This is a genomic window from Stenotrophomonas sp. SMYL89, assembly GCF_036319985.1.
In the GTDB taxonomy this organism is placed as follows: Bacteria; Pseudomonadota; Gammaproteobacteria; order Xanthomonadales; family Xanthomonadaceae; genus Stenotrophomonas; species Stenotrophomonas maltophilia_Q.
In genome coordinates this window covers 313253-333017 of the sequence record NZ_JAWIRW010000003.1, presented here as the reverse complement: position 1 = coordinate 333017, position 19765 = coordinate 313253, and the positions used below count along the sequence as shown (strand labels likewise).

Sequence of the window (19765 nt, the reverse complement as noted above, 5' to 3'; positions counted from 1 at the left end):
CGCAGGTCGGCCGTTATACTAGCGCACCCCCTTGCCGGCCAAGACTCGTACGCATGTCCGCGACCCCGACCGTTCCGATCACCTTCCAGGGCCTGATCCAGACCCTGAACCAGTTCTGGGCCCAGCAGGGCTGCGTGCTCATCCAGCCGCTCGACCTGGAGGTGGGCGCCGGTACCTTCCACCCGGCCACCTTCCTGCGTGCGATCGGTCCGGAAGGCTGGAACGCGGCCTACGTGCAGCCCTCGCGCCGCCCGACCGACGGCCGCTACGGCGAGAATCCGAACCGCCTGCAGCGCTACTACCAGTACCAGGTGGCGATGAAGCCGGCGCCGGACAACATCCAGCAGCTGTACCTGGATTCGCTGAAGGCGCTGGGCATCGACCCGCTGGTGCACGACCTGCGCTTCGTCGAGGACAACTGGGAATCGCCGACGCTGGGTGCCTGGGGCCTGGGCTGGGAAGTCTGGCTCAACGGCATGGAGGTGACCCAGTTCACCTACTTCCAGCAGGCCGGTGGCCTGGAGTGCCGCCCGGTGCTGGGCGAGATCACCTACGGTCTCGAGCGCCTGTGCATGTACCTGCAGAACTGCGACAACGTCTACGACCTGGTCTGGACCTACGGCCCGGACGGCCAGCCGGTGACCTACGGCGACGTCTACCACCAGAACGAGGTGGAGCAGAGCACCTACAACTTCGAATACGCCGACGTGGAAGAACTGTTCCACCGCTTCGACGCCTGCGAGCGCGAAGCGCAGAAGCTGGTGGAAGTGAACCTGCCGCTGCCGGCCTATGAGCAGGTGATGAAGGCCAGCCATACCTTCAACCTGCTCGATGCACGCCGTGCGATCAGCGTGACCGAGCGCCAGCGCTACATCCTGCGCGTGCGCGCGCTGGCCCAGGCGGTGGCCAAGGCCTACTACGAGCAGCGCGAGAAGCTGGGCTTCCCGGGCGCGAAGAAGGCCTGACGGCCGCTCCCTCCCTCTCTCAACTTCCGGGGCGCCGGACGCGTTGCGCGCTGCGCCCCCACAACAGGATCGAACCGATGAGCCAACTGTCCCCCCTGCTGATTGAACTGGGCACCGAGGAGCTGCCGGTCAAGGCGCTGCCGGGCCTGGCCCAGGCGTTCTTCGACGGTGTCGTCGAAGGCCTGCGCAAGCGCGGCGTCGCGCTGGAACTGGGCGATGCACGCCCGCTGTCGACCCCGCGCCGACTGGCCGTGCTGCTGCCGGGCGTCGGCCTGGAACAGCCGGAACAGCACAGCGAAGTGCTGGGCCCATACCTGAACATCGCGCTGGACGCCGAAGGCCAGCCGACCAAGGCCCTGCAGGGCTTCGCCGCCAAGGCCGGGATCGACTGGACCGCGCTGGAGAAGACCACCGACAACAAGGGTGAGCGCTTCGTGCACCGCGCGGTGACCCCGGGCGCGAGCACCGCCAGCCTGCTGCCGGAGATCCTGCGCGAGGCGATCGCGGCGATGCCGATTCCCAAGCCGATGCGCTGGGGCGACCACGCCTGGGGCTTCGCCCGCCCGGCGCACTGGCTGGTGCTGCTGCACGGCGCCAACGTGGTCGAAGCCGAACTGTTCGGCCTGCAGGCTGGCCGTGCAAGCCGTGGCCATCGCTTCCACCACGACCAGACCGTGTCGCTGGCGCAGCCGCAGGACTACGTTGAAGCGCTGCGCGCTGCGTTCGTGCTGGTCGACCCGAGCGAGCGCCGCGCGCGCATCGTCGCCGAGGTCGAGGCTGCCGCGGCCAAGGCCGGTGGCAGCGCCCGCATCACCGACGACAACCTGGAGCAGGTGGTGAACCTGGTCGAGTGGCCGTCGGCGGTGCTGTGCAGCTTCGAGCGCGCGTTCCTGGCGGTGCCGCAGGAGGCGCTGATCGAGACGATGGAGATCAACCAGAAGTTCTTCCCGGTGCTGGATGCCGCAGGCACGCTGACCGAGAAGTTCATCGGCATCGCCAACATCGAATCGAAGGACGTGGCAGAAGTGGCCAAGGGCTACGAGCGCGTGATCCGCCCGCGCTTCGCTGATGCCAAGTTCTTCTTCGACGAGGACCTGAAGCAGGGCCTGGCGTCGATGGGCGACGGCCTGAAGACGGTGACCTACCAGGCCAAGCTGGGCAGCGTGGCCGACAAGGTGGCGCGCGTGGCTGCACTGGCCGAAGTGATCGCGCCGCAGGTCGGCGCCGATCCGGCGCAGGCCAGGCGGGCTGCCGAGCTGGCCAAGAACGACCTGCAGTCGCGCATGGTCAATGAATTCCCGGAACTGCAGGGTATCGCCGGCCGCCATTACGCCGCGGCCGGTGGTGAATCGGCCGAGGTGGCACTGGCCATCGACGAGGCCTACCAGCCGCGCTTCGGCGGCGACGACATCGCACTGTCGCCGCTGGGCAAGGTGCTGGCGATTGCTGAACGCGTGGACACCCTGGCCGGCGGCTTCGCCGCAGGCCTGAAGCCGACCGGCAACAAGGATCCGTTCGCCCTGCGCCGCAACGCGCTGGGCCTGGCCCGCTCGATCATCGAAAGCGGCTTCGAGCTGGACCTGCGCGCGCTGCTGGCCAGCGCCAATGCCGGCCTGGCGGCGCGCAACGTGCAGGCCGATGTCGGCGAGCTGTACGACTTCATCCTCGACCGCCTGAAGGGCTACTACGGCGACAAGGGCGTGCCGGCCACGCACTTCAACGCGGTGGCCGAGCTGAAGCCGGTCTCGCTGTACGACTTCGACCGCCGCCTGGATGCCATCGCCACCTTCGCCGCGCTGCCGGAAGCCGAAGCGCTGGCTGCGGCCAACAAGCGCATCCGCAACATCCTGCGCAAGGTCGAGGGCGACATCCCGGCCCAGATCGACTCCGCGCTGCTGCAGGAAGACGCCGAGCGCGCGCTGGCCGAAGCGGTCACCGCAGCCATCGACGACACCGGCGCCAGCCTGCAGCACAAGGACTACGTGGCCGTGCTGGCGCGCCTGGCGCGCCTGCGACCGCAGGTCGACGCGTTCTTCGATGGCGTGATGGTCAACGCGGAAGATCCGGCGCTGCGTGGCAACCGCCTGGCGTTGCTGATGATGCTGGGCGAACGCCTGGGCAAGGTGGCAGCGATCGAGCACCTGTCGAGCTGACGGGCAGCTGCCATCCACGCATGGCGTGGATCTACTGGCATTGACACATCGGTAGCGCCGGGCCACGCCCGGCGTCACCGAACAATGTCCATCGGGGTCATTTCCGGCATCGCGCACGATGCCGTCTTCCTCGCCTGCGATCACGACGATCGCCACAAAGGCGCGTATTTTGACCGCCACTTAACAACCGATCCCCAATGACGTGATGCATTTCGCATCGTCACCTCCGGTCGGTATGCTGTGCCGCATGCAGCCAAAGAAATACGCCCTGCCGCTGATGGTCCTGTCGCTGGCCGCCACCTCCGTGGCCCACGCGCGCGGCACCATCGACAAGGTGGACATCAAGGGATTGGACAAGGGCGACGACGCCGCGATCATCGAGAACATCCAGGAATCGCTGTCGCTGTACGACACGATCGGCAAGGAGCAGGGCGAGTCGCGCCTGGAATACCTGCTGTCACAGGCCGAGCGGCAGACCCGCCAGGCGCTGGAACCGTTCGGGTACTACAACCCGGTCATCAAGGTCGAAGCGCCGCGCGTGGATGAGCACGTGCGTGTGCTGATCCATGTCGACAAGGGCACCCCGGTGACCGTGCGCCGCGAGCACATCGACATCACCGGCCCAGCGATGTACGACCAGTACCTGCAGGACGACCTGGCCGCGTTCAAGCCGCGCAAGGGCCAGCGGTTCGAGCATACGCAGTACGAAGCCAGCAAGATCACCGTCACCCGCCGCCTGGCCGAACGTGGCTATTTCGACGCCGACTACACCCAGCGGCAGGTGCAGATCACCCGTGCCGACAATGCCGCCGACATCGATCTGACCTGGGACAGCGGCCGGCGCTACAACATGGGCCCGGTGCGTTTCGAGCAGGACTACTTCGTCGACAAGCTGTTCGACCCGCTGGTGTACTGGGAACAGGGCAGCTATTTCCACGAGGGCAAGCTGGACCGGCTGCGCGAGTCGCTGACCAAGCTGGACTACTTCAGCGTGATCGACATCCAGCCGCGGCCGGACGAGGCTGATGCCAACGGCGAGGTGCCGGTGGATGTGAAGCTGACCCGCGCCAAGCGCACCATCTACACCGCCGGCCTGAGCTACGGCAGCGAGAGCGGCCCGGGTGTGCGCGGTGGCATCGAGCGGCGGTTCCTGAACAACCGCGGCCACAAGATGAACACGCAGCTGGACTATGCGCAGAAGCGCAAGAGCCTGGTGACCAGCTACCGCATTCCGGCTTTCAACTGGCTCGATGGCTGGTACACCTTCGCTGCCAGCGCCTACGACGAGCAGACCGACTACATCGACCTGCGCAACTTCAAGCTGATCGCCAGCCGCAGCGGCGAGATCAACGAGCACTGGACCGCGATCGCCTCGATCAACGCACTGCGCGAGCGTTGGCGCTATGCCTCCGGCACTGAATTCACCGATGCGGTCTACAACACCTCGACCCTGGTGTATCCGCAGATGGTCGCCGACTACGTCAACGTCGACGACGAGATGTTCCCGCGCAAGGGCATCAGCGGTACCGCGACCATGCGTGCCGGCATCGAGGGCGCCGGTTCGGACACCAGCTTCGTACAGGCCAACGCCGTGCTGCGCTGGTACATCCCGGTGGGTGAAAGCAATCGCCTGATCCTGCGCGGCGAAGGCGGCACCACCTGGACCAGCGACCTGGTGGCGATGCCGCCGAGCCTGCGCTACTTCGCCGGCGGTGACCGCAGCATCCGTGGCTATGCCTACCGCGAAGTGGGGCCGCGCACGCCGGCACCGGACAAATACGCGCTGGGCGCCAAGAACCTGGTGATCGGCTCGGCCGAGTACGAGCACTACTTCAACGGTGGCCCGTGGGGTGCGGCGGTGTTCGTCGATACCGGCAGCGCCTTCGACAACACCATCGACCTGCATACCGGCGTCGGCTTCGGCGTGCGCTGGAAATCGCCGGTGGGACCGGTGCGCGTGGATATCGCGCATGGCCTGAACAACCCGGATTCGCAGTTCCAGCTGTACCTGAACATCGGAGCGGACCTGTGAGCACGCCCGCACCGAGCCCGAACACGCCGCCGCCGCGCGTGCGCTTCTATCGCCGCCGCCGCTTCTGGGCCTGGTCGGGCGTTGGCGTATTAGGCCTGGTGCTGCTGGCCCTGCTGGCGGTTTACTGGTTGCTGCAGACCGTGGCCGGCCGTGACGTGCTGCTGGCGCAGGTGGTGGCGCGGCTGCCGGTGGGCGCCAGCTTCACCTGGGACAAGGTGGACGGCCCGGTGGCCGGCCCGCTGACCCTGTACAACGTCGACTTCCGCTACGACGACATCCATTTCCATGCAGAACGCGCGCACCTGGAGCCGGACCTGCGCCCGCTGCTGGGTCGCAAGCTGCTGCTGGACAAGCTGGAGCTGACCAACGCGACGCTGAACCTGGCCAAGAGTGAGGAGCCGTTCAAGCTGCCGTCGTGGCCGGATTCGCTGCCGCAGATCGAGATGCCGCTGGCGATCCAGGCCGACGCCATCGCCATCGATGGCTTCCGCATCAGCCAGGCCAACGAGCCGGTGATCGACATCAGCCGCGTGCGTGGCGGCATCGAGATCGCCAACGGCGAGTTCCAGGCGCACAAACTGGTGGTGGACAGCGACATGGGCAATTTCACCGCCCAGGGCCGCTATATCCCGGCCAAGGACTACGACACCGACGTGACCGTCACTGCCGTGCTGCCGGCGCCGCGTGGACGTACCGCCGCCACCGTCGGCCTGGTCGCTCGTGGCGACCTGGCGCACATGGAGGTGGCCGTAGCCGGGCGCGCGCCGAAGCCGCTGCACGCGATGCTGGTGTTCGATGGCCGTACCGACCCGACCTGGAACGCCACGGTGCGCAGCGACGAACTGGACCTGGCGCTGCTGTCGCCGGCACTGGCGAGCACGGCGATCGCACCGCTGGCACTGGATTTCACCGCGGCCGGCAAGGGCGGCAACGCCAACCTGCACGGCAGGATCAAGCAGGGCGATCAGGAACTGGAGCTGGCACCGTCGGTGGTGTCGCTGCAGGACCAGGTGCTGAAGGTTTCACCACTGCTGGTGAAGGGGCTTGGCGGCGAAGCGCGGCTGGAAGGCACGGCCGATTTCAGCCAGGAAGACCAGCAGAAGCTCAACTTCTCGGTGGTCGCACGCGATCTGACCTACGTGCCGGCGCCCGATCCGAACACGGCCGGCAGCGCACCGGTGCCGGTCACCCTGAAGGAAGCGCGCTTCGGACTGGCCGGTACCCTCAAGGCCTGGGCGGCGATCGGCCGTGCCGAGGTCGAGCGTGATGCGCAGAAGGCACAGCTGCGCTTCGATGTGCGCGGCAACGACCAGGCCGCGTCGATCCACCAGCTGCAGGCACAGACCCCGGGTGGCCAGCTGCAGGTGGAAGGCCAGGTGGCGTGGGCACCGCAGCTGGACTGGGATGCCAAGGCCACGCTGAAGGACTTCGACCCCGGCTATTTCGTGCCGGGCTGGAATGGCCGCCTGTCCGGCAACCTGGCCTCGAAGGGCCGCCAGCTGCCGCCGCCGGCCAATGCGCCGCCGGGTACCGCCGGCACGCTCGAAGCCACGGTCGATCTGCCGTCGCTGAAGGGCATGCTGCGCCAGCGCAACCTCGACGCGCAGGGCAAGTTCGCGTTGCAGGGCGCGCAGGGCCAGGGTGACCTGAAGCTGTCGCTGGGCAGCAGCCGGGTGACCGCGTCGGGCAAGGTCGGTGACCGCCTCGACATCGATGCGCGTTTCGAACCGCTGCAGCTGAGCGATCTGCTGCCGGGCGCCGATGGTGGCCTGCGCGGCCAGGTGCAGGTGAAGGGCCCGCGCGATGCACCGGACATCACCGCCGACCTGGTCGGCAACAACCTCAACTGGGATGGCTACGGCGCCGAAAGCGTGAGCATCAAGGGCCACCTGCCGTGGCGCGGCGACAGCGGCACGCTGGCGGTGCAGGGCCAGCAGGTCAACGCCGGCATGCTGCTGGAACGCTTGAATGTGGACGCGCAGGGCAGTGTCTCCAACCTGCGCCTGGCGGCGCAGACCCGCAACGAGATGGGCGCGGTCGAGCTGCAGGGCAGCGTGCGCCAGCAGGGCACGCAGTGGCGCGGCGAACTGGCTTCGCTGCGCATCGCGCCGGTGAAGGGCGATGCCTGGTCGCTTCGTGCACCGGCGGCGTTCGCGATCAACGGCGGAACCTACACGCTGTCCGAGGCCTGCCTGGCCGCCGCCAGCAGCGGCGCACTGTGCGCACAGGCCAACTGGCCGCGCGAGGGCCTGGTGGTGCGCAGTGATGCGTTGCCGTTGGCACTGGTGCAGCCGTGGTTGCCGCCGCAGTCCGGCCGCCGCATCTACCTGCGCGGCGATGTCAGCCTGGACGCGCAGATCCGCCCGCGCGGCAATGCCTGGGAAGGCCACGTGGAAGTGCGCTCGAAGGAAGGCGGCGTGCGCCTGGGCGAGAACCGCAACACCGTGGGCGATACCACCCGTGGCGAGCTGGTGCGATATGACCAGTTCTCGCTGAAACTCGACATGACCCCAGCCAGCATCAAGGGCTACCTGGGCATGGGCTTCCAGGGCAACGGCTTCGTCGACGCGAAGATGCAGACCGGCTGGGAAGCCAGCGCGCCGTTGAACGGCGAGCTCTACCTCAACATGTCGCGGCTGTACTGGCTGGAGCTGTTCTCGCCGGACATCGTGCGCCCGACCGGCCTGATCGAAGGCCACGTCAGCCTGCGCGGTACGCGTGGCCAGCCGTCGCTGGGTGGCGACGCGCAGCTGAGCAACTTCAAGGGTGAATTCCCGGCACTGGGCCTGACCTTCGACCAGGGCAAGGGCAGCTTCGTGGCGCAGCCCGATGGCTCGGCGAAGATCACTGCGCAGGCCAACTCCGGCCAGGGCACGCTGTACGTGGATGGTGGCCTGTCCTGGTTCGGCGATGCGCAGCCGCTGCAGCTGAAGATCCACGGCGAGAACGTGCTGCTGTCCAACACCAGCGAACTGCGCATCGTCGCCAATCCCAACCTCGACTTCACCCTGGCCAAGGCGGCGATGGAGCTGCGTGGCACCGTGCACGTGCCCGAGGCCGACATCGACCTTGAGCGCCTGGACCGTGGCACCTCGGTGTCCGAAGACGTGGTGGTGCTCGACCCGGCCGATCCGGAAGAGTCGCGCACCTCGCCGCTGGACATGGACCTGACGGTCAGCCTCGGCGACAAGGTGAAGATGACCGGCTTCGGCCTGAAGGGCGCGCTGACCGGCAAGATGCAGGTCTGGGCCAAGCCTGGCCGCGAAATGACCGCCAACGGCGGGCTGGAAGTCAGTGGCCGCTACAAGGCGTACGGGCAGGACCTGACCATCACCCGTGGCAACCTCACCTGGAACTACAACGCGGTGTCCGACCCGCGCATCAACATCCGTGCCGAGCGCCGGATCGGTGATGTCACTGCCGGCATCGACGTGACCGGGCGTGCGCAGCAGCCGCGTGCGGACGTGTGGTCCGAGCCGGCGATGTCGCAGTCCGAAGCACTGGCCTATCTGGTGCTGGGTCGCAGCCTGACCGGTGCCAGCAGCGACCAGGCCCAGCAGGTCAACGCGGCCTCGGCGGCACTCTCGGCCGGCAGCGGCCTGCTGGCGTCGCAGCTGGGTGCCAAGCTGGGCCTGGACGACGCCGGTGTGAGCCAGTCGCGCGCGCTGGGCGGCTCGGTGATCGGTGTCGGCAAGTACATCTCGCCCAAGCTGTACGTCGGCTACGGAGTATCGCTGGTCGGTGCCGGTTCGGTGATCACGCTGAAGTACCTGCTGCGCCGCGGCTTCGACGTGGAAGTGGAATCGAGCACGGTGGAAAACCGTGGTTCGATCAACTGGCGGCGGGAGAAATAACCCGTCGCCACTCAACCCCCCTCTGTGCCGGGGTCCATCTGGCGGACAACGGCGAAGGAACGGGCTGGCCTGCGCGGACGAGGCCCGTGCGTGAGCATGCCGAGTCCATCAAGCGGCGACGGTCGCTCGACGGGCGCTGGCGCGGACGCCGTCCGCGATGGAGTCCCTCCAACGAAGGGTGTCAGCATGAGGACGCCAGACACGATGACCACCGAGGCATGGATTGCCACGTGTTTCATGCTGGACGTGCTGATCGCGATGGGTCGAGCGGCATCACCCAGCAAGGCCAGCGCCGCCAGGACGGCCAGCACGACGAGAGCGCCCAGCAGGCAGCGGACAATTGCCACCTGCATCTTCATGAGATTGAAGCGCCTGGGTTCGGATATCGCCATCCAGAAGGCGACCTGATCCCCGTCCAATGGCGCCAGCGTGTCACGGACGCCATGCACCCCCAGACGCTGCATCGTGTGCCGCATGGTGGCAGCACGCCCGGGCACGCTGGCCGACAGCAGCGATTGCAGCCAGTGCCATGGTCGGGTCAAGCGTTCCACGCGGGCATGCGCCTCGATAGCGGACACCCGGTCGTGCGGTCGGTCCAGGGCTGCGGTGAGGGCCGCGTGGTTGCGCGGCTGCAGCTGCCAGTGGCGATGCAGCAGGTTGCGCCGTGCGCGGACGCGGTAGGGATCGATATCAGCCCGGATCTCATCCCAGCAGAAGTATCGACCGAGCAGATCGAAGTTGGACTCGCACAGCGGCCGGCCCTCGTGCAGCAGCTGCTGCAATACCACGTCACCGATACGCGGCCTGTCGGCCAATGACCACAGCTCCGGACGATGGGCCAGCCAGTGCTCGAAGCTGGCCGGGTCGGCATCGGTCGCGGTGTTGATCAGCAGACGCGCAAACCGGGGCAGGTTCAATGACGGCTCCACCACATCGTCCGGCAGGTCGGTGTCGAACGTGCATGGACGATGCAGCACCGGCATGTGGTCCATCGACGAATGGCTGTCGTACAGCGCCGGTGGGCCGGGTGGGCTGTTGTCTGCAGGTGGGGCCGACAGCGCTTCTGCACCGTCTTCCTCCTGCCATTGCGTGCGGTTGCGCACCCACAGCAGGGCCTCCTGGTAAGCCTCGTGCAGCGCCTGGAATGCCACGGGGTCTTCGTCAGGGCGCGCCGTGCGCAGTTTCTGCGCGTAGGCGCGCTTGATCGCCCGTTCGTCGGCGTCGGTGTCGAGCCCGAGCGCGTCCAGTGCCCGGTTCACACGGTGTTTCCAGAGGCCGGCGGGAGCCCGTCAATCGACGCGTGACGGCGCGTGCGATGTATGAACTCGGCTCCCCACTGCAGCAGGATCAGAACGATGCCTGCTTCGGCGATCAGCATGGCAAGCACCATGAACACGGCATGTCGGATTCCGAACCGTATCCGCGAACCGACGCGTCGCCACAGGCGCGCAGTCGCCAAGGGCAGTGCCATGAAGATCAACAGGGTACCTTCGATGCGGTGGCCAAGGCCATGGACAAGAACCAGGCTGCCGATCGCCATCAAGGGCGCTGGCAGCGCCAGCAGCCATCCCCAGCGTGAAGGGGGCAGATCCAGCGTCAGCTGGCGCAGCGCCCAGCGCACAGGCACCCACAGTGCGCCGATCGCAGCCAGCAGCAGGCCAAAAGGCACCCCCAGCTGGGCGAAAATCGCGGCTTCGCCCGTCTTTCCCTGGACCAGCGAGACGCCTGCGATTCCAGCAAAGAACAACAGGCTGCAAACGCCCAGCAGTACGCCACGCAGTGCGTTCAGCTGCCAGCGCCACCGGTTGGGCCGGGAGATGTCTGCAAGACTTCGCCAGAACAGGATCTGCTGCGGATCCCATGCCTCGGGCACCTGTTCCCTTCCGCCCGCCTCGATGGCATCCAGCAGTGCGTTGACTTCATTGATGTGCTCGGGCAGCTGCGCCTGCCAGAGGGATCGTCGCGGGTGCCATGGCTGCGACAGGTAACGCAGGCAACGGCTGACCGTGATCTTCCCCAGCCGCAGGCTGCCCTCTTGTTCAAGCAGTGCCGACAGCTCCGCCGCATTCCCGGTCTCGGCGGCCCAGCGTCGATGACCGCGCGACTGGATCGATGCCAGCCTGTCCGGATCCACGCCATCGTGTACATCATCCCAGCCAAAGCAGCGTGCCAGCAGACCCATGTTGGCTGCGCTGATGCCGTTGTGACTGCGTGCCAGTTCATCCAGCAGCGCGTCGCCCACCAATGGCTTGTAGCGCAGCGACCACAGCACCGGCGTGGCTTCCAGCCAGGGGCCGAAGTCGTCGACCGGCAACAGGTATGCCTGGCGCAGGATCAACTGGGCGTGGCTTGCTACATCGACCACCCCGTCCAGCTCCACCACCGGTGCCGTGCGCAGCAGCACAGGCGTGCCGCGGGGTGGCAACGGAGGCGAGTACGAACGCGTTTCGGGTGGCGCCCATGCCACGTCGGCGTCGTGCGGCCAGGGGCCGATATCGGCTGCATGCTCCGCCGGTTCGTCCTCGTCCTCGTCCTCGTCCGCAGCATCGGTACCGGCCAGCGCTTCCTGGCGGACCCAGTCCAATGCTGCCTGATAGGCCTCATGCAGGTGCTGGAAGGCGACGGGATCCTGGTCGGGGCGAGTCACCCGCAGGCGCTTTGCGTAGGCGCGCTTGATCGCGCGCTCGTCAGCGGATTCGTCCAGCTCCAGGACGTGAAGTGCCCAGCTCATGCATCGCGCTCGAGGGTGTCGAGTGCGTCGTCCAGCTGATGGCGATGACGCTCGACGGCAACGGCATCCTGGCTCTCCAGCACATGGCGGAAGCTGCTCAGCCACGACTGCAACTGTTCGCGGTGATGGATGCGTTCCTCGTAAAGGCGCTCGGTGCGGGCGATCACCGCGAGGTTGGGCTGGGCGTCACGCGGGTGGATCTTCAGCGCTTCCAGTGCGCGCAGGCGCTGCTGGATCTCTTCGGGTGACAGCAGTCCGGGATTCTGCTCCAGGATGAGCTCGTGGCGCTTGCCGGTGGCGTCCTCGGTGACTTCGACCTGCAGCAGCCCATTCACGTCGTAGGTAAAGCGGGCGGTGACGCTGCGTTCTTGCATCGAGACAGAATGGGTCAGCGGCACGGTCAGCTCACCGAGCTTGATGTTGCGATCCACCGTCGGGCTCTCGCCCTGGAACACGTCGATGCGAATGGCGCTTTGCCGCTCGTGCACCGGGTAGAAGCGATCCTCGCGGCTGACCGGCACCACGCTGTTGCGCTGGATGATCGGGTGGAAATAGCCGCTGCGCTCGCCACCGGAAGCATCCTGGCGGGACACCTGCGTGCCCAGCGTGTAGGGGCAGACATCGGTCAGCACGACCTCGCGCAGCGATTCGTCGCGTGCCTTCAGCCCGGCGGCAACGGCGGCACCCAATGCAATTGCCTGGTCCGGATGGACGTGGCGCAGCGGCAGCCGGCCGAACATGCGGGTCGCCAGCTTGCTGACCATCGGCATGCGTACCGCACCGCCGACCAGGATGATGTCGTCCAGCGCCTCGGGCTTGAGCCGGGCGTCGCGGATCGCGCGTTCGATGGGCGCACGCATGCGCAGCAGCAGTGGCTCGCAGAGCTGCGTGTAGCGTGCCTCGTCCATCTGCCACTGGCGTTCGCTGCCGGCCAGGGGCAACTGCAGGCTGGTGGCGCCGCTCAGGCTGAGTTCGCGCTTGAACAGTTCCAGCCGACGCAGCAGCTGCGCCTGTTCGGCAGCGGACAGGTCGCCGGCGGACGTGCCCTGGTCGGCATGGAAGGCCTGCACGAGTACCTGCAGGAAATCCTCGCCGCCCAGGAAGTTGTCGCCGGCGCTGGCATGTACTTCGACCACGCCGTCGAACAGTTCCAGGATGGAGACATCGAAGGTGCCACCCCCCAGGTCCAGCACCAGCACGCGGCCTTCGCCATCACGCTCCTGCAGGCCATAGGCCAGCGCGGCGGCCGTGGGTTCATTGATCAGGCGCTCGACGCGGATGCCGGCCAGCTCGCCGGCCGCCCGGGTGGCCTTGCGCTGGGCGTCGGAGAAATACGCCGGTACGCTGATCACCGCCTCCTCCACCTTGTGGCCCAGGGCGGCTTCAGCGTCAGCCAGCAGCGAGCGCAGCACCATGGCCGAGAGCTCCTCGGGGCGGAAACTGCGCTCACCCAGCCGGGTCTCGCGATCGCTGCCCATCCAGCGCTTGAAGTGGGCCACGGTCTGCTGTGGATGGCTGACCAGGCGGTCGCGGGCCGGCTGGCCAACCAGCACGGCGCCATCCACCAGGCTCACCACCGACGGCGTCAACAGCTCGCCATGGGCATTGGGGAACAGCTGCGGCCCGGCTGCCGTGTGCATGCCGACGAGGGAATGGGTGGTGCCAAGATCGATACCGACGATCATCTGCTGACGTCCGATGTGCAGAAAACGGCAATTCTAGGAGTGCGGCGCAGGCCTGACTATCGGGCGTTGCCCGACAGCGCCCCAGCGGCTATGGTCCCGGGCTGTTCTGTCGTACCGGATTGCCTCATGTCACCACGCAAAGCCCTTCCCACCGCCCTGGCCCTGGGCCTGACCCTCGCCGCGGGTGCCCACGCCGATGAAGGCATGTGGATGCCGACCCAGCTGCCGGAACTGGCCAAGCCGCTGCAGGCAGCCGGCTTCAAAGGCAATCCGGCCGACCTGGCCAACGTCACCGCGCCGCCGCTGAGCGCGGTGGTGCGTGCCGGTGGCGGCACCGGCTCGTTCGTGTCCGCCGATGGCCTGCTGCTGACCAACCACCACGTGGCGATGGGCGTGATCCAGTACAACAGCTCGCCCGAGCACGACCTGATCAACGGTGGCTTCATCGCCAAGGATCGTGCCGACGAGCGCCCGGCCAACCCGGACTTCCGCGTGCTGGTCACCGTCGGCTTCGACAAGGTGACCGACCAGGTGCTCGCGCAGGCCCGTGGCAAGACCGGTCGCGCCTATTTCGATGCGGTGGACGCGGCCAGCAAGCAGATCGTGGCCGAGTGCGAGAAGGATGGCAGCGTGCGCTGCTCGGTGGCCAACATGTACTACGGCACCGACTTCTACCGCATCGCCCAGCTGGAACTGAGCGACGTGCGCCTGGTGTATGCACCGCCGCGCGCGATAGGCAACTACGGCGACGAGATCGACAACTTCATGTGGCCGCGCCACACCGGCGACTTCACCCTGCTGCGCGCCTATGTCGGCAAGGACGGCAAGCCGGCCGCCTATAGCAAGGACAACGTGCCCTACCAGGCGCCGGCACACCTGCAGATGTCGGTGGAAGGCCCGAAGGAAGGCGATTACGCGATGCTGGCCGGTTACCCGGGCATCACCTACCGCCACCGTACCGCCGCCGAATTCGCCAGCCAGATCGATGCCGTGCTGCCTCGCCGCGTGTCGGTGTTCCAGCAGATGATCGACACCATTGAGGCCGCCAGCGCCAAGGATGCGCAGGCACGTACCCGCTACGCCTCGCAGCTGCAGTCGCTGAAGAACAACCGCAAGCGCGCTGCCGGTGAACTGGAAGGCCTGCTGCGCAGCGATGCCAAGGCCCAGCGTGCCGCCGACGAGACGGCGATGCTGGCTGCCACCGACCGCAAGTACCAGGGCGATATCAAGGCGCTGCTGGCCAACCTGTCGCAGGGCGCGGCGGTGGGCGAGCGTGACCTGCTGCTGGACCAGATGGCCGCGCAGAGCCAGCTGCTGCGCTCGGCGCTGCTGCTGGAGCGCCTGCGCATTGAATCGGCCAAGCCTGACGCGCAGCGCGAGAGCGGCTACCAGCAGCGCGACCAGGCGATGATCGAAGGCGTGCTCAAGCAGGTCCAGCGCCGCTACGCACCGGAGGTCGAGAAGGCCCTGCTGACCACATTGCTGACCCGCTACCAGCAGCTGCCGGACGCACAGCGCGTGGCCGAGTTCGACGCTGCCTTCGGCCGCACCCCGGAGCAGCTGGCCAAGGCGCTGGACACCCTGTACGCCGGCACCCAGCTGGGTGACGAGGCGCAGCGCCTGTCGCGCTTTGCTGCCGCCCGCGAAGGCAAGGCCCTGGCCGCAGACCCGCTCATCGCCGTGGCCGGCCCGCTGGTGGCCGCGCAGCTGCGCATCGAGAACGAGAGCAAGACCCGCGAAGGCGAGCAGTTGCGCCTGCGCCCGGCGTACATGCAGGCGCTGTTCGCCTGGCGTGCCAAGCAGGGCCGTGCGGTGTACCCGGATGCCAACCGCACCCTGCGGATCAGCTACGGCAAGGTCGAGGCGCTGCACCCGCGCGACGGCGTGACCTACTCGCCGGTGACCACCGTGGCCGGCATTGTCGAGAAGAACACCAACGCCTATCCGTTCGATGCTCCCAAGCCGCTGCTGGCGGCGATCGCCAAGGGTGACTTCGGCAGCACCGCCGACCCGGCGCTGAAGACCCAGACGGTCAACTTCCTGACCAACCTGGACACCACCGGCGGCAACTCCGGCTCGCCGGTGCTCAACGCCAAGGGCGAACTGATCGGCCTGAACTTCGACAGCAACTGGGAATCGGTCAGCGCCAGCTGGTGGTTCGACCCGCGCTACAAGCGCGCCGTGCACGTGGACATGCGCTACCTGCGCTGGCTGCTGGCCAAGGTCTACCCGGCGCCCGAGCTGCTGAAGGAAATGGGCGTGCCGGCCCAGTAAGAAGCCGGCCACGACCAACGGTCGTGGCCCGCACCGCGTAGACCCCCACCTTGGTGGGGGTGGTTGCCCCCAACGAGCCCGCACCCCCGGCCACGCCTGGCCTACACTGCGGGTTCCTCCGACGGAAACACACGCGTGGTCTCCAGTTGGATCCTGCTGCTGGTCTCGGTTGCCTATGCCGCGCTGCTGTTCGGCGTAGCGTGGTGGGGTGACCGTCGGCCGATGTATCCCGACCGGCCGTGGCTGCGGCCGGTGGTCTACAGCCTGGCGCTGGCCGTTTACTGTTCGTCGTGGACCTTCTACGGCGCCGTGGGTACCGCCGTGCGCAACGGCATCGGCTACCTGCCGATCTACATCGGTCCGTTGCTGCTGCTGTTGTTCGGCTGGCGCATCATCGAGCGCCTGGCGCTGATCGCGCGCAGCCAGAACGTGGTCTCCATCGCCGATTTCATCTCCTCGCGCTTCGGACGCTCGCGGCGGCTGGCGGCGCTGGTGGCGATCATCGCGCTGATCGGCATCATTCCGTACCTCGCCCTGCAGTACAAAGCGGTGGCGATGAGCCTGCAGGTGCTGACCGGCAACACCGGCCCCACCGGTTTCTTCACCGACCCGGCGCTGTACGTGGCGTTGCTGATGGCGTTGTTCGCCACGCTGTTCGGCACCCGCCAGGTCGATGCCACCGAGCACCACCACGGCATGATGCTGGCGATCGCCTTCGAATCGGTGATCAAGCTGCTGGCGATGCTGGCCGTGGGCGTGTTCGCCTACCTGTGGCTGAGCAACCGCACCGACGCGGTGGTCGAGTCGGTGCATACGCTGTTCACCGGCCTGCCGCCGGTGGGCTTCATCTCGCAGACCCTGCTCAGCTTCCTCGCCATCATCTGCCTGCCGCGCCAGTTCCACGTGGCGGTGGTCGAGTGTGGTGACGTGCGCGACGTGCGCCGCGCGCGCTGGATGTTCGGTGGCTACCTGGTGGTGATCTCGGGCATGGTGCTGCCGATCGCCACCGCTGGCGTCACCCTGTTCGGCACTGGCGGCAGCGTCGCTGACGATTCGATGGTGCTGGCGCTGCCGCTGGCCGAAGGCCGCAACGCGCTGGCGCTGATCGCCTATGTGGGTGGTTTCTCTGCCGCCACCGGCATGGTCATCGTCTCGTCCATCGCGCTGGCCACCATGGTCAGCAACGACCTGGTGATGCCGGTGCTGCTGCGCCGCAGTGGCGACCACCAGGAAGCGGCCGATGTCGCCTCGCGCGTGCTGTGGATCCGCCGCCTGGCGATCCTGCTGCTGGCATTGATGGCCTACAGCTACTACCGCACCAGCAGCAACGACAGCACGCTGGCCTCGTACGGCCTGATGGCGTTCGCGGCGGTGGCGCAGTTCGCGCCCGGCCTGATCGGCGGGCTGTACTGGCGCGGCGCCAGCCGCCGTGGCGTCGAGGTGGGCATGCTGCTGGGCTTCGCCACCTGGCTGTACACCCTGCTGCTGCCGGCGATGACCATGGCCGGTTGGGTTGACGCGGGCTGGGTGCAGCACGGCCCGTTCGGCATCGAGTGGCTGCGCCCGCAGCAGCTGTTCGGCATGACCGGCTGGGACCCGCTGACCCATGGAACCTTCTGGTCGCTGCTGGTGAATGCGGCAACGATGATGCTGGTGTCCGCGCGTTGGCGCCCCGGCGTGGACGAACGCCTGCGTGCCGCGCCGTTCCTCGATCCTTATGCCGAACGCCCGTCGGTGGCGGGTGGCTGGCCCGGCCACGTGCACGTGGGCGACCTGCTGGCGCTGGCCTCGCGCGTGGTCGGCGAACGCCATGCACGGCGTTCGTTCTTCGAGCAGGCGCAGTCGCTGGGCCGCGAGCTGCAATCCTCTGCGCCTGCGGACCGACCGTGGGTACAGTTCACCGAGCGCCTGCTGGCCGCATCGATTGGTGCGGCATCGGCGCGCCTGCTGCTGACCAGCCTGCTGCGTGGCTCGGGCATGGACCTGGGCGAAGTGGTGGCGGTGCTGGACGAAGCCGGGCAGGAGCTGCGCTTCAACCGCGAGATCCTGTCGACCACGCTGGAGAACATCAGTGCCGGGGTCAGCGTGGTCGATCCGGACATGCGCCTGACCGCATGGAACCGCCGTTACCAGGACATGTTCGGCTACCCCGACGGCATGCTCTACGTGGGCCGCCCGGTGGCCGACCTGATCCGTTACAACGCCGAGCGTGGCGAGCTGGGCGAGGGCGATATCGAAGTGCAGATCAACCGCCGCATCGGCTACATGCGCGCCGGTTCACCGCACGTGTTCGAGCGCACCCGCAGCGACGGCAAGGTGATCGAGATGCGCGGCCAGGCACTGCCCGGCGGCGGCTACGTGACCAGCTACAACGACATCACCGATTACAAGCACGCGGAAAAGGCACTGCTGGAAGCCAACGAGACGCTGGAACAGCGCGTGGCCGAGCGCTCGCACGAGGCCGAGGTCGCGCAGCAATCGAAGACGCGCTTCCTGGCGGCGATCAGCCATGACGTGCTGCAGCCGCTGAACGCCGCGCGCCTGTTCGCTTCCGCGCTGCGCGACAGCGACCACGTGAGCGACGAGCAGAAGCACCTGGCCGAGCGCGTGGATGCGTCGCTGCGTGCTGCCGAAGAACTTCTTGATGGCCTGCTGGACGTGTCGCGCCTGGATGCCGGTGGCCTGCACCCGGTGATCGGGGAGTTCGACGTGAGCGCGTTGATGCGCGAGCTGGCGGCGCAGTACACGCCGGTGGCCGCAGGTCGTGGCCTGCGCCTGGACCTGTTCGCGCGCCCGGCCTGGGTACGCAGCGATCGCCGCCTGCTGCGCCGCGTGCTGCAGAACTTCCTCGCCAACGCATTGCGCTATACCCGGCAGGGCCGCATCGTGCTGGCGGTGCGCCATCGTGGCGACGAAGTGGAGCTGCAGGTATGGGATACCGGCCCCGGCATTCCCGAGCACCACATGCGGCAGATTTTCGATGAGTTCCACCGCTACCAGCAGCCGTTCGACTGGGGCGAGCAGGGACTGGGCCTGGGCCTGTCGATCTGCCAGCGTATCTCGCGACTGCTGGACCATCGCCTCAATGCCCGCAGCCGCGTCGGCAGCGGCTCGATGTTCTCGATCATCCTGCCGCGTGTGGCGCCGCTGCCGGGCTACACCGAACTGGCCACGCCGGTGCAGGCCGTGGCCACGCCGCTGCGCAGCGATTCGCTGGCTGGCCTGCGCGTGCTGTGCGTGGACAATGACGAGGAGATCCTCGACGGCATGCGCGCGCTGCTGGGCCGCTGGCAGGTGCAGGTGATCACCGCCGCCACCGTCGACCAGGCGCTGGAGAAGATTGCCGAGCGCCCGCAGGTGATGCTGGTGGACTACCACTTGCATGACCGCATGGATGGCCTGGATGCGCTGGTGGCGCTGCGTGAAGCGGCCGGCTATCCGCTGCCGGGTGCACTGCTGACCGCCGATGGCCGCGACGAGCTGAAGCGGATGGCGCGCGAACGCGGCTACCGCGTGCTGACCAAGCCGATCAAGCCGGCCTCGCTGCGCGCCTTCCTGGGCGCACTGCGCGATGCTGGCAACAGCGACGCCTGACGGGCAACTGTAGAGCCGAGCGCACGCTCGGATCGCGCGTGGTGCGTTGTATTCCGTGGTTCGGCCGAACAGCAGCCGAGCATCGGCTCGGCTCTACAAGTTCCCGGTTGCGCGACCCCTCTGTAGAGCCGAGCCCACGCTCGGCTCGCGCGTGGTGCGTGGTATTCCGTGGTCCGGCCGAACAGCAGCCGAGCATCGGCTCGTCGTTACAAATTCCCGGTTGCGCGACCCTTCTGTAGAGCCGAGCGCACGCTCGGATCGCGCGTGGTGCGTGGTATTCCGTGGTTCGGCCGAACAGCAGCCGAGCATCGGCTCGGCTCTACAAGTTCCCGGTTGCGCGACCCCTCTGTAGAGCCGAGCCCACGCTCGGCTCGCACGTGCAGCGCGGCGCTGATATAGCCATCGCTATACAAACCAGCCCTGCCTGCGCGTTTGTCTGGAAATGCGCCACGCGCGGATCGCGGTGCTAAGCTGCGC

The 19765-nt window shown here is 67.5% G+C and carries 9 protein-coding genes; 6 read left to right on the top strand and 3 right to left on the bottom strand.

The window, feature by feature from the left end; genetic code table 11:
- Positions 1-53: 53 nt before the first annotated feature.
- The 4 genes from glyQ to V3B41_RS05950 all read left to right on the top strand — a co-directional run bounded on the left by glyQ (position 54) and on the right by V3B41_RS05950 (position 9004).
- The gene (gene glyQ, locus V3B41_RS05965; RefSeq protein WP_049430272.1) at positions 54-965 is read left to right on the top strand and encodes a glycine--tRNA ligase subunit alpha; all 912 of its coding nucleotides are present in this window, start codon (positions 54-56) and stop codon (positions 963-965) included.
- Between the two features lie 77 nt (positions 966-1042).
- Entirely contained in the window at positions 1043-3118 is a 2076-nt protein-coding gene (gene glyS, locus V3B41_RS05960) for a glycine--tRNA ligase subunit beta (RefSeq protein WP_049430270.1), read from the top strand.
- A 235-nt stretch (positions 3119-3353) separates the two neighbouring features.
- The gene (locus tag V3B41_RS05955; protein ID WP_080355060.1) at positions 3354-5150 is read left to right on the top strand and encodes an autotransporter assembly complex family protein; all 1797 of its coding nucleotides are present in this window, start codon (positions 3354-3356) and stop codon (positions 5148-5150) included.
- Positions 5147-9004 (top strand): translocation/assembly module TamB domain-containing protein, encoded by a 3858-nt coding sequence (locus V3B41_RS05950; protein ID WP_049430268.1) that lies wholly within the window; start codon positions 5147-5149, stop codon positions 9002-9004. The genes V3B41_RS05955 and V3B41_RS05950 overlap by 4 nt, the downstream gene beginning before the upstream one ends.
- Positions 9005-9015: 11 nt before the next feature.
- Here V3B41_RS05950 and V3B41_RS05945 read toward each other — a convergent pair whose 3' ends face one another.
- From V3B41_RS05945 to V3B41_RS05935, 3 genes are read right to left on the bottom strand one after another with little or no spacing between them, the layout of a single operon-like run.
- Complete coding sequence (locus V3B41_RS05945) at positions 9016-10263, bottom strand: transmembrane chaperone heat shock protein (RefSeq protein WP_049430267.1); 1248 nt, start codon at positions 10261-10263, stop codon at positions 9016-9018.
- Positions 10260-11735 (bottom strand): heat-shock protein, encoded by a 1476-nt coding sequence (locus tag V3B41_RS05940; protein ID WP_329860425.1) that lies wholly within the window; start codon positions 11733-11735, stop codon positions 10260-10262. Before V3B41_RS05940 ends, V3B41_RS05945 begins: the two co-directional genes overlap by 4 nt.
- The gene (locus tag V3B41_RS05935; RefSeq protein ID WP_329860423.1) at positions 11732-13420 is read right to left on the bottom strand and encodes a molecular chaperone HscC; all 1689 of its coding nucleotides are present in this window, start codon (positions 13418-13420) and stop codon (positions 11732-11734) included. Before V3B41_RS05935 ends, V3B41_RS05940 begins: the two co-directional genes overlap by 4 nt.
- 126 nt (positions 13421-13546) lie before the next feature.
- On the opposite strand from V3B41_RS05935, the gene V3B41_RS05930 reads away from it, so the two are divergent.
- Positions 13547-15694 carry a S46 family peptidase gene (locus V3B41_RS05930; RefSeq protein ID WP_049430261.1) on the top strand — a complete coding sequence of 716 codons (2148 nt, stop codon included), beginning with the start codon at positions 13547-13549 and terminating at the stop codon, positions 15692-15694.
- 135 nt (positions 15695-15829) lie between these two features.
- Entirely contained in the window at positions 15830-19288 is a 3459-nt protein-coding gene (locus V3B41_RS05925) for a PAS domain-containing hybrid sensor histidine kinase/response regulator (RefSeq protein WP_329860421.1), read from the top strand.
- The last annotated feature ends 477 nt before the right edge of the window (positions 19289-19765 follow it).

Coding starts and splice junctions, on each gene's coding strand:
- glyS (WP_049430270.1), top strand. CDS start 1,043: ATGAGCCAACTGTCCCCCCTGCTGATTGAACTGGGCACCGAGGAGCTG.
- V3B41_RS05930 (WP_049430261.1), top strand. CDS start 13,547: ATGTCACCACGCAAAGCCCTTCCCACCGCCCTGGCCCTGGGCCTGACC.
- glyQ (WP_049430272.1), top strand. CDS start 54: ATGTCCGCGACCCCGACCGTTCCGATCACCTTCCAGGGCCTGATCCAG.
- V3B41_RS05955 (WP_080355060.1), top strand. CDS start 3,354: ATGCTGTGCCGCATGCAGCCAAAGAAATACGCCCTGCCGCTGATGGTC.
- V3B41_RS05940 (WP_329860425.1), bottom strand. CDS start 11,735: ATGAGCTGGGCACTTCACGTCCTGGAGCTGGACGAATCCGCTGACGAG.
- V3B41_RS05935 (WP_329860423.1), bottom strand. CDS start 13,420: ATGATCGTCGGTATCGATCTTGGCACCACCCATTCCCTCGTCGGCATG.